20 protein-coding genes are annotated in these 16,221 nt (G+C 63.8%); 15 read left to right on the forward strand and 5 right to left on the reverse strand.

Annotated features, from left to right (window positions below; genetic code table 11):
• Positions 1-2,006: 2,006 nt before the first annotated feature.
• From VOI27_RS02675 to VOI27_RS02700, 6 genes are all read left to right on the forward strand, one after another.
• Positions 2,007-2,360, forward strand: a complete 354-nt coding sequence (locus VOI27_RS02675; protein WP_323763746.1) for a rod-binding protein — start codon at positions 2,007-2,009, stop codon at positions 2,358-2,360.
• A complete protein-coding gene (locus VOI27_RS02680) occupies positions 2,353-2,709 on the forward strand; it encodes a flagellar biosynthesis protein FlgN (RefSeq protein WP_323763747.1) in 357 nt (118 codons plus the stop codon). Before VOI27_RS02675 ends, VOI27_RS02680 begins: the two co-directional genes overlap by 8 nt.
• 205 nt (positions 2,710-2,914) lie before the next feature.
• Positions 2,915-4,126 (forward strand): flagellin, encoded by a 1,212-nt coding sequence (locus VOI27_RS02685; RefSeq protein ID WP_323763748.1) that lies wholly within the window; start codon positions 2,915-2,917, stop codon positions 4,124-4,126.
• An 83-nt stretch (positions 4,127-4,209) separates the two neighbouring features.
• Entirely contained in the window at positions 4,210-4,587 is a 378-nt protein-coding gene (gene flaF / locus VOI27_RS02690) for a flagellar biosynthesis regulator FlaF (protein WP_323763749.1), read from the forward strand.
• A complete protein-coding gene (gene flbT, locus VOI27_RS02695) occupies positions 4,584-4,988 on the forward strand; it encodes a flagellar biosynthesis repressor FlbT (protein ID WP_323763750.1) in 405 nt (134 codons plus the stop codon). Before flaF ends, flbT begins: the two co-directional genes overlap by 4 nt.
• Positions 4,985-5,791, forward strand: coding sequence for a DUF1217 domain-containing protein (locus tag VOI27_RS02700; RefSeq protein ID WP_323763751.1), 807 nt, complete (start codon positions 4,985-4,987; stop codon positions 5,789-5,791). Before flbT ends, VOI27_RS02700 begins: the two co-directional genes overlap by 4 nt.
• Here VOI27_RS02700 and VOI27_RS02705 read toward each other — a convergent pair.
• The gene (locus tag VOI27_RS02705; protein ID WP_323763752.1) at positions 5,788-7,161 is read right to left on the reverse strand and encodes a FliI/YscN family ATPase; all 1,374 of its coding nucleotides are present in this window, start codon (positions 7,159-7,161) and stop codon (positions 5,788-5,790) included. The genes VOI27_RS02700 and VOI27_RS02705 overlap by 4 nt on opposite strands.
• Positions 7,162-7,255: 94 nt before the next feature.
• Between VOI27_RS02705 and VOI27_RS02710 the strand changes: the two genes are divergently transcribed.
• From VOI27_RS02710 to VOI27_RS02750, 9 genes are read left to right on the forward strand one after another with little or no spacing between them, the layout of a single operon-like run.
• Entirely contained in the window at positions 7,256-7,645 is a 390-nt protein-coding gene (locus tag VOI27_RS02710) for a FlgB family protein (protein ID WP_323763753.1), read from the forward strand.
• A gap of 16 nt (positions 7,646-7,661) precedes the next feature.
• A complete protein-coding gene (gene flgC, locus VOI27_RS02715) occupies positions 7,662-8,054 on the forward strand; it encodes a flagellar basal body rod protein FlgC (RefSeq protein ID WP_323763754.1) in 393 nt (130 codons plus the stop codon).
• A 19-nt stretch (positions 8,055-8,073) separates the two neighbouring features.
• Positions 8,074-8,364, forward strand: coding sequence for a flagellar hook-basal body complex protein FliE (fliE, locus tag VOI27_RS02720; protein ID WP_323763755.1), 291 nt, complete (start codon positions 8,074-8,076; stop codon positions 8,362-8,364).
• A gap of 3 nt (positions 8,365-8,367) precedes the next feature.
• Complete coding sequence (locus tag VOI27_RS02725) at positions 8,368-8,634, forward strand: flagellar biosynthetic protein FliQ (protein ID WP_323763756.1); 267 nt, start codon at positions 8,368-8,370, stop codon at positions 8,632-8,634.
• A gap of 1 nt (position 8,635) precedes the next feature.
• On the forward strand, positions 8,636-9,349 hold the full coding sequence (locus VOI27_RS02730; RefSeq protein ID WP_323763757.1) for a flagellar hook-basal body complex protein: 714 nt from the start codon (positions 8,636-8,638) through the stop codon (positions 9,347-9,349).
• An 11-nt stretch (positions 9,350-9,360) separates the two neighbouring features.
• On the forward strand, positions 9,361-10,146 hold the full coding sequence (gene flgG, locus VOI27_RS02735; RefSeq protein ID WP_323763758.1) for a flagellar basal-body rod protein FlgG: 786 nt from the start codon (positions 9,361-9,363) through the stop codon (positions 10,144-10,146).
• Positions 10,146-10,565 (forward strand): flagellar basal body P-ring formation chaperone FlgA, encoded by a 420-nt coding sequence (gene flgA / locus VOI27_RS02740; RefSeq protein WP_323763949.1) that lies wholly within the window; start codon positions 10,146-10,148, stop codon positions 10,563-10,565. Before flgG ends, flgA begins: the two co-directional genes overlap by 1 nt.
• A gap of 10 nt (positions 10,566-10,575) precedes the next feature.
• On the forward strand, positions 10,576-11,310 hold the full coding sequence (flgH, locus tag VOI27_RS02745; RefSeq protein ID WP_323763759.1) for a flagellar basal body L-ring protein FlgH: 735 nt from the start codon (positions 10,576-10,578) through the stop codon (positions 11,308-11,310).
• A 9-nt stretch (positions 11,311-11,319) separates the two neighbouring features.
• Positions 11,320-11,805 (forward strand): flagellar basal body-associated FliL family protein, encoded by a 486-nt coding sequence (locus tag VOI27_RS02750; RefSeq protein ID WP_323763760.1) that lies wholly within the window; start codon positions 11,320-11,322, stop codon positions 11,803-11,805.
• A 4-nt stretch (positions 11,806-11,809) separates the two neighbouring features.
• On the opposite strand, the gene VOI27_RS02755 is transcribed toward VOI27_RS02750, so the two are convergent.
• From VOI27_RS02755 to flhA, 4 genes are read right to left on the reverse strand one after another with little or no spacing between them, the layout of a single operon-like run.
• Complete coding sequence (locus VOI27_RS02755; RefSeq protein ID WP_323763761.1) at positions 11,810-12,247, reverse strand: hypothetical protein; 438 nt, start codon at positions 12,245-12,247, stop codon at positions 11,810-11,812.
• On the reverse strand, positions 12,238-13,323 hold the full coding sequence (locus tag VOI27_RS02760; protein WP_323763762.1) for a flagellar type III secretion system protein FlhB: 1,086 nt from the start codon (positions 13,321-13,323) through the stop codon (positions 12,238-12,240). The genes VOI27_RS02755 and VOI27_RS02760 overlap by 10 nt, the downstream gene beginning before the upstream one ends.
• On the reverse strand, positions 13,323-14,084 hold the full coding sequence (locus tag VOI27_RS02765) for a flagellar biosynthetic protein FliR (RefSeq protein ID WP_323763763.1): 762 nt from the start codon (positions 14,082-14,084) through the stop codon (positions 13,323-13,325). Before VOI27_RS02765 ends, VOI27_RS02760 begins: the two co-directional genes overlap by 1 nt.
• Complete coding sequence (gene flhA / locus VOI27_RS02770; protein ID WP_323763764.1) at positions 14,081-16,189, reverse strand: flagellar biosynthesis protein FlhA; 2,109 nt, start codon at positions 16,187-16,189, stop codon at positions 14,081-14,083. Before flhA ends, VOI27_RS02765 begins: the two co-directional genes overlap by 4 nt.
• Positions 16,190-16,221 lie beyond the last annotated feature (32 nt).

Here is a 16,221-nt window from a genome sequence, read left to right on the forward strand (position 1 = left end):
TGCGGTTGCGGTTGCGGTTGCGGTTGCGGTTGCGGTTGCGGTTGCGGTTGCGGTTGCGGTTGCGGTTGCGGTTGCGGTTGCGGTTGCGGTTGCGGTTGCGGTTGCGGTTGCGGTTGCGGTTGCGGTGAAGACTTCTTCAAAGGCAGGGCGTCTGCAAGTGCGGTGTGCTGCTTCCGCGGAAATGACTGCTGCGAGAGTTTCTTGCTAGCCTCCGACCGAGGCTGATCGGTGCGAATACCCGGCCCCGCGCGCGACGAATTGGCGGTATCTGTCAGGCCCCCCGCCGCACCTGAGGCTCTCGTATCACTTGTCCTCGGTGCGAAACCTGTCTCTGGGTGATGTGCCGCAACTAGAACCGGTCGCGTATCGACAGACCGTGCGGTCTGGGGCGCCACCGCGTCCGTCGCAAGGTTAAGACCTGTCCCGGTACGCTCACGCGCCACAGCGAGGGGCTCCGCGGTGGCACTGCCTTGACGTGCAGGCTCCGGCAGATTTTGCAGGGTCTCCGTCTGCGCCCCAGGCCTGTCTGCGGTCGGCCCATCTAAGCTGGCCCTGGCTGATTCCGTTTGAGCGCGCATTGCCGCACCGTCACCTTGTGGAAGGGGCGTGGTGTGGTTGTCGGCCGAACGAGCCGAGCCGACGAGAGCCGGCCCCATCGCTTCCGCATGGGAAGACCGAGGGAGGTCCGGCACGGACTGGCGGTCAGCCTCATCCCTTTCACCTGCCGGAAGTGGGGGAGCCGAGGTTAGGAAAGCAGCGTCAGACCTGAGGATCTGACGGGGGTAAGCCGACACGTTAACGTGTGCGGCGGGCCGGTCTGCCGCCGCCTTGGTCAGCCTGTCTTCACCAAGAGGGCCGCCGCCGGCAGTCTTATCCTGCGCCAGCCCAGCCCCGGCACTTGGTGTCGCGCGTTTCCAGCCAGCTTCATCTACCGCCTCAATCTTCGAGTCAGACGCAAAATAACGTTCAGCGCTTTTGCCCCCATCGCCCGAGACATCATTCGTCTCATCCACCTGAAGCCCCGAAGCGCCCAGAGTCTGAGCGGGCGAGATCGCATATGTCGGGGGCTGAGTGATTGTTTCAGCCTTGGCCGACACCATGACCCGATCTGCACCGACCAGCTGTTCGCTCACTTGGCGCGGAAAACTTTTCTCTTGGGCGAGCCTCTCAAAAGGGACGTGACTCGGGCCATAAGGCGAAACACTTTCCAGCGGCCGAAGTGAGGGCATGGGCCCGTCAGCCGCGTACGGCCACCGCGGAGCGACCCGCGGCATGGTCGCCTGCCTATCTATGGGAAGCAGTTCCACAGGGAACGCAGCATGCAATGGCTTGTCTCGCAAATACACCGGGGGTTCATGCGGCGTCGGCGCCTCCAGGTACCTCGCCGGCTTGCTCTCGCGGCTTGTTGGCGTGACCTCCCCGGCCGATTTCGCCTCGGTCAATGGCGCTGCTGACCGAGCTGGATCGCGTTCATGATCGTATGGCGCAAGTACAGATGGCCTCGAGTTCACCCATCGTTGCTGATGCTCCGTCTCCTCCACGTCGGACTGGTTGCCCGCATACCACGGAGACCGAATCGGCACCGCTTTCGTTTCTAATAGGTTTCCAGCCTCTTCGGTTTCATCGCCCGGGTGCGGCTGCCCTAACTCTAACGGACTTGCGCCTTGCGGATGTCCTCTCCCGCCGGCCTCGGCCGACGCCGGATCTCGCGCCGCAGCGATCCTCGCATTCTCGGACAGTCCCTGCGGATCAAGCTCGACCGCGTCGGAGGTGACCTTCGGTTCTTCGGTCCCTGACAACCGCTCGCGCTCAGGACCGCCTTCTGCCCCAAGCGCGGGGAGCGTCCGAAGAGCCTGAAAAACCTGAGCAAAGCGCTCTTTCAAGTGTTCGTCCGGGGCTGGGACCTCAAGGCTCGAGACAGAGCGGAGCAACGCATGGCCACCACTGTTTGATTCAATTTGCATAAGGACTCCCGGGATTCTTCCCAATTCAGCCCGTTATCCGCCATGACGGTTACCACTTCTTTACCGGTCCTGCGTCAAATTGGAAAAAACCGGAACAATTTGAAAGGCAGCATCATGCTTTCGACCACACCCGCTATAGGACAGACGGTTCCTAATTTACCGGACAGGCATATAGAAATTCAGAAAATTGCAAACGAACTGGAAGCCACCTTCCTGGCAGAAATGCTGAAATCCGCCGGGTTCGGGCGGCAACCTGAAAGCTTCAACGGCGGGGTCGGAGAGGAGCAGTTCTCTTCATTTCTCGTGAAGGCACAAGCGGATTCTATGGTGGAGGCCGGCGGCTTGGGCCTGACCGAAGTATTTGTGAAATCTATGCTGGAGGCCGAAAATGTCTGAACGAGAAACAGCGATCCTGGACGAATTGAACGACCTTCTGGAAATCGAGCGCGCGGCGTTGCTGCAAGGCGAGATTGACAAGGTCGGTCGTGTGCTCGACACCAAGGAAAAACTGCTCCGCGAACTGACTGCATGCGCCCCCGCCGACACCAAAGATCTGGATGAGCTGCGGATTAAGCTCTCACGCAATCAAGAGCTTATAGAAAACGCGATGAAAGGCATTGAGGCTGTTGCCAAGCGGTTTTCAACCATTCGCAAGGTGCGCAAGTCGCTTCAGACCTACGACCGCTCAGGTCATCGCAAAATGATCGACATCACGCCTGGCGGCCGGCTGGAAAGGCGGGCGTGACGGTGTTTGAAACAAATTCGCCGGAAGGCCAAGAGGCGTATTAGCAAACCATTAGGACTTGGGCGTCACATTGGCGGCGCACCACGTCGGTGGCGCGACCAACGCGAAGATCGTGCAGGTTGCATGTGTCAGAATGACAATGATGCCGGGAGACCGGTAATGGCATGAAATTGACGCAAAAGCGTCTCGCGTATGAGGAAAATCTATGTCCAGTATTCTGACCAACACCAGCGCAATGGTCGCTTTGCAGACCCTGAAAGGAATCAACAAGGGCCTGGCCGGCGTTCAATCCGAAATTTCCACCGGCAAATCCGTCTCAAATGCCAAGGACAATTCCGCAGTCTGGGCCATATCCAAAGTGATGGAATCCGATGTAAAGGGGTTCAAGGCGATTGGCGACAGCCTGTCTCTCGGCCAGTCGACCGTGGCCGTGGCCAGAAATGCGTCGGAATCGATCACCGATCTGCTGACCCAGATGAAAGGCAAAATCGTCGCTGCCCAAGAAGACAATGTCGACCGTGGCAAGATCAACGATGACGTCACCGCGCTCAAGGAGCAGATCAATGCCGTGGTCTCTGCTGCACAGTTCAACGGATTGAACCTCGTTGATGGAACGTCGGCGAGCACCTCGATCCTGGCCTCGCTCGATCGCGACAATGCTGGCAACGTGACCGCCTCCTCGATCACGGTCAACGGGCAGGACCTCTCGACTGGCAGCTATACCGCCAAGGACATCTTTGGCAACTCCGGCGGCGTGCCTTCGGCCGCGGGCGACACGGTGACCCTTTCCCTGAACGCCGGCGGCGGCAATGACACGATCACAATCGATGATTCGGCCGTCGCCTTCGCGGCGGGCGACCGGGTGACGCTCAATGTCGGCGGCGAAGAGGTGTCCTACACTGTCACCGCAGATGATGCCGCAGCAACCACCACATCCGACATCGTTGCGATCGGCCTGAAGAACGCGGTGGACAACCTTGGCATTGCCGGGCTGACCGTCGACTATGACAGCAGCGTCGCCGGAACCCTGGACTTCACCAACGCCGGCACCACCGATCTGACAGTCAGCGGCCAGTTCACCAATGCAGGCTCCGGCGGCCTTGGTGCGATGTCCGGCATAGATGTCAGCACGGGCGTCGGCGCCACATCGGCGCTCGCCACCGTCGAGACTCTGATCAGCACCGCGATCAGTGCCTCTGCAGCCTTCGGTTCGGTCGAGGGCCGCATCGAGACCCAGGCTTCCTTCATCTCGAATCTGACCGACTCGATGACCTCTGGCATCGGCGCCATGGTCGACGCCGACATGGAAGAAGCGTCGGCCCGCCTGCAGGCCCTTCAGGTTCAGCAACAGTTGGGTGTTCAGGCGCTTTCGATCGCCAACCAGGCACCGCAACAGCTTCTGTCGCTGTTCCGGTAACGGTGACGGAAGGGGGCGAAGCCCGTCTTCGCCCCTGATCCGCCGAATGACATCACACCCTGCTTCAGAAGGAAGGATGCGGCATGAATGCCCAGTCCATGGCCCAGCGCGCTTACGCGCAATCTGCTGCCCCGACAAAGACCGATCGCCGGGCGGAATACGAGACGATCGCTCGCGCCACGCACGAGTTGAAGGCCGCAGCCGAGAAGGGCGCTACGGATTTTCCCGGTCTGGCTGGCGCACTGCACAACAACAACCGCCTTTGGACCATTCTCGCCGCCGACGTGGCCGACCGCGACAACCCGCTGCCAAAGGATCTCAAGGCGCGAATTTTCTTCCTGTCCGAGTTCACCAAGCGGCATAGCGCACAAGTGCTGGCCAAGAAGGCCACGGTCGTCCCGCTGCTGGAAATCAACACCGCCATCCTCCGCGGGTTGCGCAATGGGAGCGCTCGCACATGACCGGTCTGGTTCTCAAACTGGGGCCCAAGGAGAGGGTGCTGATCAACGGCGCGGTGATCGAGAACGGCGAACGGCGCAGCCGGCTGAATATCGTGACGCCCAACGCCAATATCCTGCGCCTGCGCGATGCCATCCACCCCGAAGAGGCGAATACGCCGGTGCGCCGGGTCTGCTTTACCACCCAACTGGTGTTGACCGGCGATGCCGAACCGGATGAAACCCGCTTGCAACTGCTTCGCCGGATCGAGGAATTGAGCCAGATCCTCACCGATACCGACAGTCGGAGACACCTGACTGCGGCGACCGATGCGCTTCTTGGTGACCAGTTCTATCAATGCCTAAAGTCGTTGCGCGCGCTCATTCCGCGCGAGGATCGGATATTTGCAGCGGGGCACAAATGAACTACCAGCCGATCCTTCCGGGTACCGGTCTCGTCGGCTGGAAGCTCCTGAACCGCACGATGGAGACGCAACAAGCCGCGCTCAACCAGTCCGCTGAGATCACCCGCGATACCGCTTATTTCGAAGCCAATATAGCCAGCGTGGAAACCGCAGAGCAACTGGTCGACGACCCCAGGCTCTTACGTGTGGCCCTTGGCGCCTATGGGCTGCAGGATGATCTCGACAATCGGTACTTCATCCGGAAAATCCTGGAAGAGGGTACGCGAGAAACCGATGCTCTGGCCAACAAGATGGCTGATGACCGATATACCCAGTTCGCTGCCGCTTTCGGCTTTGACCAGTTTTCGGGCGCCAACACCTATTCGCCGGCCTTTGCCCGAGAGGTGGTGGACAGATTCAATCGCGCCTCATTCGAACAGGCTGTTGGCATTCAGGACGAAGCTCTCCGCATTGCCCTCTACGCCGATCGCGCTCTGCCCGAGCTTGCCACCGACAACAGCGCCACCGAGGACAGCCGCTGGTTCACTGTCATGGGCGTGCCGGCTCTGCGTCAGATGTTTCAGACCGCGCTCCACCTGCCCGACAGCTTCTCGCAACTTGATCTCGACCGACAGCTCGACGTTTTCCGCGAGAAATCACACACACGGTTCGGCGTGTCGGAGGTCGCGGACTTCGCCGACCCGGAGGTGCGCGAGAGGTTGGTGGAACAGTACCTGTTGCAGAGGCAGCTGAAGGAGAGCACCGCCTACTCCGGCATGTCGGTCGCCCTGACCCTACTCCAGAATAGCCCTCGACAGGCCTAACGAGGCCGCGCCACTGGCATCCGCGCAGCGCGTTTTTGCTTCGGTCGAAAGGCCTCCGCCTCTCGCAACACGGCCTCAAGTCGTTCGAAGCTCTTCTCGATGCTCTCTTCCTTCTGGGCAATCAGCCCGTCGAGCTTGTCGAACACCTCCACCGCCTGATCGAGCACCGGATCGCCACCCTCGCTGTAAAGCCCGGCTTTGATCATGGTTTCCGAGCTGTGATAGGCGCTGAGCAGCTTGCGGGCGAACCCGATGCGCTCATTCTCGCGGTCGCTTGCACAGTCAGGCAGGCTGCGCGAGACCGAACGCAACACGTTCACCGCCGGATAGCGCCCGCGCTCCGCGATGGCCCGTTCCAGAACCACATGGCCGTCAAGCACCCCGCGCAGCACATCCGCCACCGGCTCGTTCATGTCCGAACCGGCAACCAGGACGGTGTAGATCGCGGTGATGTCACCCGCACCCTCGGGCCCCGGCCCGGCGCGTTCGCAGAGCGACATGACCATATGCGACATCGACGGCGGATAGCCCCGCAGCGCTGGCACCTCGCCGCCGGCCACCGCGACCTCGCGGTGGGCCTCGGCGAGGCGGGTAATCGAATCGGTGAGAAACAACACCTGCAGCCCCTGGTCGCGGAAATACTCGGCAATCGCCATGGCAGCGGCCGGGCAGCGGCGGCGCACCAGCGGCGAGCGATCGGAGGTGGCGGCGACGACCACGCTGCGCGCCATGCCTTCCGGCCCCAAGACGTCATCGACGAACTCGCGCAGCTCTCGGCCGCGTTCGCCGACCAGCGCCACGACCACCACATCGGCCTCCATTTTCCGCGCCAGATGACCGAGCAGGCTGGTCTTGCCGACGCCCGAGCCGGCAAACAGCCCGATGCGCTGTCCGCGCACGATCGGCAACATGGTATTGAACAGCACCATCCCGGTGTCGAGCCGCGCCCCAAGCCGGCCGCGGCTGGCGGGATCGGGCGGGCGGGCGTGGATCGGCCGCAGCTCGGTGCCGGCATGCAGCGACCTTCCGTCGAGCGGCAGCCCGTAGGGATCGATCACCCGGCCGATCCAGCCGGCATGCGGCGCGATCTGTGCTTCTGGCATCAGGAAGACCTTGTCGCCCAGCGCCACCCCTTCGAGCGCGTCATCGGGCAGCATCATCACGCCTGCCGGCGTGATCTTCAGCACTTCGCCGCCCAGCGCCGCCCCGCGCGAGCGCACCAGCCGCAGCTGGTCGCCCATCCGCACGTTGTGCCCCAGCCCCGCCACCATCAGGTAGGTGCCGTCGACGCTGGCCACCCGGCCGAATGGCCTGACCGGGGTGAGCCCCGCGATCCGGTTCCTCAATCCTTCCAGCTGCGGCTTCTGCATCGTGCGCGTCCTTTATCTGCTGAATCTGCTGAAAACCATTTCTAAAGGAATCAGGGTTAAGCCTTGGTTGAAGCCAATCGAGGGAGAAGCCCCGATGTTCGACACTCTCGAAGTCCTGCAACTCTCGCAGGCGATGGCCCGCCATGCGGGCGCCCGGCAGGCAGTTGCGGCACGCAACCTCGCCCATGCCGACACGCCGGGCTACAAGGCCCGCGACCTGACCGGTTTCCCAGAGCTTGCGCTGCGTGAGACGGCGCACTTCGGCCTGCGCGCCACCCGTGACAGCCATCTCTCCGGCGCGCGCTCATCCGCCATGCCGGAGCCGGTCGAGGATGCGGGCGCGGTCAGCGATCCCAATGGCAATTCCATCTCGCTCGAGACCGAGATGCTGCGCGCGGTCGACATCCGCCGCCAGCATGACAAGGCGCTCGCCGTCTATCGTGCCTCGCTCAACATCCTGCGCTCGAGCCTTGGCCGCCAGTGACATCGGAGCCTCTGATATGACAGACTTTTCTTCCTCCTTCTCAGTTTCTGCCAGCGGGCTGAAAGCCCAGGCAGCGCGACTTCGCCATGTTTCGGAAAACATCGCGAATGCCGACACCCCGGGCTACCGGCGCAAAACCGTGCCGTTTGAAGAGGTCCGCCAGAACGGCGGCACCGCGGGCCAGGTGACCACCGGTCGCGTCAGGCTGGATCAGAATGATCTGGCCACCATTTACGACCCCTCGCATCCGATGGCCGACGACACCGGCCACTACGAGGGGTCGAACGTCAACCTGGTGATCGAGATCGCCGACGCCAGGGAAGCCCAACGCAGCTATGAGGCCAACCTCAAGATGTTCGACCAGGCGCGGCAGATGTCATCGAGCCTGATGGAGCTGCTGCGCAGATAACCCCGACAGGAGACCCAGAATGGATGTCCGTACCCTCTTTGCCGCACAGAAATATGCGGCCTCCCGCCCCGCCACCCTGCCCGACGAAACCGCGCCCGGCCTGGGCCAGGCCTTTACCGACAATTTGCGCGACTTTGCCCAGACCCTGCAACACGCGGAAGAGACAGCAAAATCGGCCATGGTCGGCGATGCCGATCCGCATGCGCTGGTGCAGGCGCTGGCGCAATCGGAACTGGCGGTCGAAACCGTCGTCACCATGCGCAACAAGGTGGTCGAGGCCTACCAGGAAATCCTGCGGATGCCGGTCTGAACCATGGATGAGGCGGTCTTCTACGACACCCTGCGCCATGGGCTCTGGATTTCGGTGACAATGTCGCTGCCGATCCTCTCGGCGGCGCTGATCGCGGGGGTCACCATCGGCCTGTTCCAGGCGCTGACCTCGATCCAGGAGATGACGCTGACTTTCGTGCCGAAACTCGCCGCCATCGTCGCCGTCTTCTGGCTGTCGATGAGCTTCATGACGGAACGGCTTGTCGCCTTTTTCCAAAGCTGGATCATCCCCATGATTGTCGAGGTGTGACATGGAAAACGCCACCTATACCACGCTCACCCGCCAGGCCGGGCTGATGCGAGAGATGCAGGTCGTGGCCAACAATATCGCCAATGCCGCCACCACCGGGTTCCGGGCCGAGAACATGGTGTTCTCCGAGCACGTGGTGCCGATCGAGAACGGCCCCTCGATCTCGATGGCCACCGGCAATATCGGCGCCGCGTCCGAACTGCAGGGCGCGCTCACCCCCACTGGAGGGCGGTTCGACTTCGCCATCGAGGGCGGCGGGTATTTTCTCGTCCAGACCCCGGCCGGCGAGCGGCTGACCCGGGCCGGAAATTTCTCGACCAACGGCCAGGGCGATCTGGTCACCAAGGATGGCTACCCCGTGCTCGATGCCGGCGGCGCGCCGATCTTCATCCCGCCGGATGCCACCGATCTGGCCATCGGCAAGGACGGCACGCTCAGCTCGAACGGCCGGCCGCTGGCGCAGCTTGGCGTCGTGCTGCCGCTCGACGGCCAAGACCTGATCCGCGAGGATGGCGTGATGTTCCGCGCCGAGACGGGCTTTGATCCGGCGGATAACCCCAGCGTGCTGCAAGGGTTTCTCGAGAACGCCAATGTCGATCCGATCCGCCAGATCGCCCGGATGATCGAGGTGCAGCGCGCCTACGAGATGGGCCAGAATTTCCTCGACGCCGAGAACGAACGCATCCGCACCGCGATGCAGACCTTCCTCAAATAAGGAGAGCCGCCATGCGCGCCCTGAAAATCGCCGCCACCGGCATGACGGCCCAGCAGATGCGGGTCGAGACGATTTCCCAGAACCTCGCCAACATGTCGACCACCGGCTACAACGCCCGGCGCGCCGAGTTTGCCGATCTGCACTACCAGCAATATGCCCGCGCCGGCACGGTCAGCGCTTCGGATGGCACCGTGCTGCCCACCGGGGTGCAGCTTGGCCTCGGCGTACGGCCGGCGGCGGTTTCGGTGCAGCTTGAACAGGGCGCGCTCTCGGCCACCCGCGGCGATCTCGATGTGGCGATCGACGGCAAGGGCTATCTCGAGGTCACCCTGCCCTCGGGCCAGCCGGCCTATACCCGTGACGGCGGGTTGAAACGCTCGGCCGAGGGGCTGATCGTCACCTCGGACGGCTTTCCGGTGGTGCCGGATATCGTCATCCCGCAAGACGCGCGCAGCATCTCGATCAATGCCGATGGCGAGGTCTTTGCCTATTTCAACGACACCATCGAGGCGCAGCTGCTGGGCCAGTTCACCCTCGCCGGGTTCACCAATGCCAAGGGGCTCGAGGCGATGGGCTCGAACCTGTTCCTCGAAACCGAGGCCTCGGGCCCGGCGATCACCAGCGCGCCGGGGCAGGACGGGCTGGGCATCCTGCGGCAGGGCTATCTCGAGGACAGCTCGGTCGACGCGGTGCGCGAGATCTCCGAGCTGATCGAGGCGCAGCGCGGCTACGAGCTCAACGCCAAGGTGATCTCAGCCGCCGACCAGATGCTCGGCGCCACCACGCAGGTGCGATGATGCGACTGGCGCTGGCACTGCTCTCGGTCTGCCTCGCCGGCGCCGCGCTGGCCGAAACCGTGGTGCCGGCGCGGACCCTGCGGGCCAATACCATCATCGCGCCCACCGACCTGACGATGCGCAGCACAGATGTGCCGGGCGCCCTCAGCGATCCCGACCAGATCATCGGCCGGGAAACCCGCGTCACGCTTTATGCCGGCCGGCCGATCCGGCCGGGCGACATCGGGCCGCCGGCGCTGGTGACGCGCAACCAGATCGTGACCCTGCATTTCACTGCCGGCGGCCTGCGCATCCTGGCCGATGGCCGGGCGCTCGGCCGCGGCGGCGCGGGCGACCGCATTCGCGTGATGAACCTGTCGTCGCGCGCCACGCTTTTCGGCACCGTCCAGCCGGACGGCACCATCAACGTCAGCCAGTGAGGCCCGAGACATGTGGAAATTGACCTGCGCCCTGGTTCTGGCCAAGCTCGCCCTGCTGCCAGGATGCGCACGGCTGGATCACGTCGGCCGGCCGCCGACCTTCTCCGACACCACCCAGACGCCGGAACACTTCGCCATGCTGAGCCCCGGACTGCCGCTCGAGACCGAGCAGGCCCGCCTGCTGCCCGAACCCTCGCTCTGGGATGGTGGTCAGGCCTCGCTCTTTGGCGACCGGCGTGCGGCCAAGCGCGGCGACATCCTGACCGTGGTGATCGAGATCGACGAAAGCGCCGAGATCTCCAACTCCACCAACCGCTCGCGCAACGGCTCTGAATCGCTGGGCGTGCCGCAACTGCTGGGCCTGCCGCAGCGCATTGCCGACGACCTGCCGCCGGGCTTCAGCCTCGACACTGCGGTCGACCTGAATTCCTCGTCCAGCTCCGGCGGCGATGGCTCGGTCCGGCGCAAGGAAAAGCTCGAGCTGCGGGTGGCGGCCACGGTGGTCGAGGTGCTGCCCAACGGCACGCTCTCGATCCAAGGGTTGCAGGAGGTGCGCGTCAATTTCGAGCTGCGCGAGCTGATCGTCACCGGCTATGTCCGCCCCGAGGATATTTCGCGCCAGAACGAGGTGACCTACGACAAGATCGCCTCGGCACGGATCTCATATGGCGGCCGCGGCCAGATCAGCGATGTGCAGCAGCCGCGCATCGGCCAGCAAGTGCTTGATGTCGTTCTGCCATTCTGAGGTACAGCCATGGGAAAGATCCTGCCACTCCTGCTCGCCCTGATCGGCATCGGCGCCGGTGTCGGCGCCGGCATCCTGCTCAAGCCCGCGCCCGAGCAGGTTGCAGTGGACAACCCCTGCGGCGAGGTTGCGCCAGCCCATGATATGCCGGGGACGGCGGAAGAGCCGGTGGATGTGGAGTACATCAAGCTCAACAACCAGTTCATCGTGCCGGTGGTGAGCGAGGCGAAAGTGGCCTCGATGATGGTGATCGCGCTCAGCGTCGAGGTGCCGGAGGGCCGCTCGGAAGAGGTCTATTCCCGCGAGCCGAAGCTGCGCGACGCCTTTCTGCAGGTGTTCTTCGACCATGCCAACCTCGGCGGCTTCACCGGCACCTTCACCTCGTCGCGCAATCTCGACGTGCTGCGCCGGGCGCTCAGGGAAACCGCGCAGAGCCATTTCGGTGACCTCGTGCAGGACGTGCTGATCACCGATATCGCCCGGCAGGACGTCTGACCGTTCAACCGCCGGGCCGCGTCATCCAGCGCTTGTGCACCTCCAGATCAACCAGCGTCTCCAGCTCCCGGCGGTTTGCCTCTTCCAGCTCAGTCGTGGTGGCCCTGTCCCGCAGCGCCTCGAGCGCGGACTTGCAGCCGAAAGAGGCCCGCGCGCGCAGCTTGATCGCCTCGGTCACGGCGCGCTGATTGGCCAGCGCCATCAACAGCTCGCGCCGCCGCGCCTCGGCCCAGCCTTGCCAGAGCGCCGCGCCGGCTTGGGCAAAGGCGATCTCCAGACCGCCAGTCAGCGCCTCGGCGCGTTTCGTCTGCGATGCCGCAATCTCGGCCAGGGCGGCGTTCAATCTGGCCTCGGCCGCCACCGATTGCCGCAGGTCGGCGGCATCGCGGTCGAACTGCGCCCCGGCCACCTGCTGCAAATCCGCCAACTGCCTCATGTCCATGACCGGCTCTTTCGGCTGAGCGCGTCGGCATAGCGAATGGCCACCGCCACCGCCGCGTAATGTTCGGGCAGGATCTGCTCGTCGAGCCGGATGCTGGCATGCAGCGCCCGCGCCGTCGGCGGATCGCTGTAGACGGCGATGCCTTCCTCATAGGCGATCTCCTTGATGCGCAAAGCGATCTCATCGACCCCCTTGGCCACGCAAACCGGTGCGCCACCACTTTCTCGGGTCCATTTCAGCGCCACGGCGTAATGCGTCGGGTTGACGATCACGACGTCGGCCTCCGGCACCTGCTGCAGCATCTGGCTGAAGGCGATCTCCTGCGCCTTGGCCCGGCGCGCCGATTTCAGATGCGGATCGCCCTCGGCATCCTTGACCTCATCCTTGATTTCCTTCTCCGACATGCGGTTCTTGGCCATGTGGCTGCGGTATTGCCACAGGTAGTCGACACCCGCGATCGCCACCGCGATCGCCAGCACGATCGCCAGAAGCTGCGCCGCCAGTTCAAGCCAGAGGATGATCGACTGCGCCGCACTCATCTGCATGGCGCCGATGATCACGTCGCTCTTGCCACGCAGGAAACTGGTGAGGATCGCGGCGTAAATCGCCAGTTTCACCGCGCTCTTGAAAAACTCGAACAGGCCATTCCAGCCGAACTTGTTCTTGAAATTGCTCAGCGGCGAGATGCGGGAGGCCTTGAACTGCAGCTTCTTGCCGGAAAACACCATGCTGCGCTGGGCGATGATCGCGGCCAGCACGGCGACCAGCGGCAACGCCACCCAGGGCAGCACCGCCAGCGCCACCGCGCCCATCAACTTGCCGGCGAACCGCGTGCCTTCTCCGTTGAACACCCCCGGCGCCAGACCGTGCGGCCGCGCCAGCAAGGGCGCCATGACATCGCCCAGCGCGGTGAGCGAGCCGGCGCCAAAGACTGAAGCCACGATCAGGAAGCCGAAGTACATCGCCGCCGTGTTGACCTCGGCGGATTTGACCAGCTCACCCTTCTTGCGGGCGTCATCGAGCTTCTTCGGCGTCGGCTCATGCGGCTTGTCGGCGGTCTCGGCCTCGGAAGACATCACGGGCCCCCAAGCGGGTGGCTCAGGAACCGCGCCACCGCCGCCTGCCAGAGGGCGAGCATGTAGGGCGCGCTGAGCGCGAGGAACATCAGGCCGCCGAGCGTAATCACCGGCGCGCCGACGAAGGAGACCATAAGCTGCGGCATTGCCTTGTTGATGACGCCGAGCATCACGTTGTAGAGCATCGACAGGATCACGAAAGGCACGGCAAGGCGAAACGCCAGGGTAAAGGTGGCGCTGACATGGCCTGCGATCCACATGGCGAACTCGCCGGCGGCAGGACGCGCGCCGATGGGCCAGATGTCGTAAAAGCCGACCAGCGTGCCAAGAAACTGCAGGTGCAGCCCGGTCAGAAACATCAGCGCCAGCCCGCCCACCACCAGCACGTGGCCGATCGCCGGCATCGGCTCGACCCCGGCGGTGCCGAAGATCTGGCTGAGCGAGGTGGATTGCGCCGCAATGGTCCCGGCGGTGTGCAGCGCGAAGATCATGAGGCGGAAGGCCAGCCCGATGGCGAGGCCGATGATCGTTTCACCCGCCAGAAGCGCGAGGCCGGGCGCGGGCACCGGCGCGGCCGGATCGAACAGCAGCACCGCGAAGAAAGCGCTGAGCGAAATCGCCAGCGCCAGCCTGACCCGCAGCGGCAGGCTCTGGGTGCCGATGCCGGGCATCACCGAAATCACCGCGCCGATGCGGAAAAGGATGATCGCGGCAAAGCCCAGGCCGTCGCCCACCGCGGCGTAGAAGGCCTCGGCGCTCATGCCGCGACGGTGCCGACCAACATCGGCTTGGCTTCGAGCCCCAACTCCTCGAAGGAGAGCACCGGCGTCTGGAACCCCTTGGCCCTGGCGATACGGCGCAGGAAACGGCGGCGGCGCGAGGAGGTGACGATCGAGGCGGAAAAACCGCTCTCGCTGCTCTGTTCGATCTGCTCGGCCATGGATTTGGTCAGCTTGGCAAAAACCTCCGGCGGCAGGGCTACATCGACCGTGTTCTGATCGGACTCGACCTGGTAGGTGGAAAAGATGTCCTCCCACTCCGGGGCGAGCTGGATCAGCGGCACCGCGCCGTCTGACCGCTTGAGCCCGGCGACGATCTGGAAGCCCAGCCGCTGGCGCACATGTTCGCAGATTCCTTCCGGCTGGGTCGAGAATTTGCGGGCCTCGCCAATGGCTTCGAGGATCACTGGCAGATTGCGGATCGAGACCTGCTCGTCCAGCAGATGCTTGAGCACCTGGTGCAGCAGGTCCATCGGCACGCGGTCGGGGATCATCTCGTCGAACAGCTTGCGATTGGCCTCGGCGCGGTCGGGCTCGGACAGGTTCACCATCTCGTCGAGCAGGCGGCGCAGCGCCTTGTGGGTGAAGAGCCGGCTGAAATTGGTCTTTATGACCTCAAGCAGATGCGTCGCCAGCACCTCGTTCGGGGTGACGATGGTCAGTCCCTGCAGCGCCAGTTCTTCCTGCTCTTCCGGCTTGATCCAGCGCGCCGGCGCGCCATAGACCGGCTCGTCGACGTCGCGGCCCGACGGCAGATCCGAGCCGCCCTGCGGGATCAGTGCCAGCACCAGATCGGGGTGCACCTGGGCGCGCGCCTGTTCGACGCCGTGGATGTGGATGATGTAGGTGCCGGGCTCGGCGGTAACATTGTCGGTCAGGCGGATCTCTGGCAGGATCAGGCCGAAGGCGGTGGCGATATGCGTCCGCATGTTCGAGATCCTGGCGTCGAGGCCTGAGGCGGGATCGAGCACCATATCCACCAGATCGCTGGCAAACTCGAGGTGGATGTCATCAAGCGAGAGGACATCGCCGATTGGCTTGCTCTGCTGCAGCTCGGGCTCTTCGGCCAGTTCCGGCTCGGACCGCGCGGTGGATTGCGCCCGGTGTCGGTGCAAGCCCATGCCGATGAAGAGCGCCGCGCCAAGCAGGAAAGGCACCATCGGCAGGCCGGGCATCAGCGCAAAGATCAGCTGCAGGATCCCCACCGCCAACAACGCTGCCGGGTGACTGCCAAGCTGGCCCAGAACCGCGATGTCCGCCGTGCCGAGGTTGCCACCCTTGGCCAGCAGAAGCGCCGAGCCAATCGAGACGATGACCGCCGGGATTTGGGTCACCAGGCCGTCGCCGACGGTGAGAATGGCATAGGTCTGCAGTGCCGCGGTGAATTCCATCCCATGTGCCAGCACGCCATTGGCGGTACCAACGACCAGATTGAGAATGGTGATCAGCAGGCCGGCGACCGCGTCGCCCTTGACGAATTTCGACACCCCGTCGAGCGAGCCGAGAAAGGTGGTTTCGCGCTGGTCGTGTTCGCGGCGTTGCTTGGCCGTCTCGTGATCGATCGATCCGGCCGAGACATCTGAATCGATCGCCAGTTGCTTGCCCGGCATCCCGTCGAGCGCGAATCGTGCGCCGACCTCGGCCATGCGGGCGGCACCTTTGGTGATCACCATGAAATTCACGATAAGGATGACACAAAATGTAACGATCCCGATGACGAAATTGCCGCCCATGATGAAACTGGCAAAGCCGTCGATGACATTGCCCGCGGCCTTGGTGCCGGTGTGGCCCTCGCCGATGATCAGCTTGGTCGAGGAGACATTGAGCGCCAGCCGCAGCATCAGCCCGGCGAGCAGGATGGTCGGGAAGGAGGAAAATTCCAGCGGTTCGTCGATGAAGAGCACGATGACGAAGACCAGGATCGCCAGCGCAAAGGAAAACGAGAGCCCGAGGTCCAGCAAAAACGCCGGGATCGGAAAGATCATCATCGCGACGATCCCCAGCAGCCCCACCGCAAGCAGGACGGTGTGATTAACCAGCATCGCAGCCAGCCCCCGGACCGACCCTGCGCCGTGTTTCACAGCCATGGGTATCGCCCTCCCGGGCAGTCGCGCCGGGC

It is taken from the genome of Marinovum sp. (assembly GCF_034669705.1).
Taxonomy (GTDB): Bacteria; Pseudomonadota; Alphaproteobacteria; order Rhodobacterales; family Rhodobacteraceae; genus Marinovum.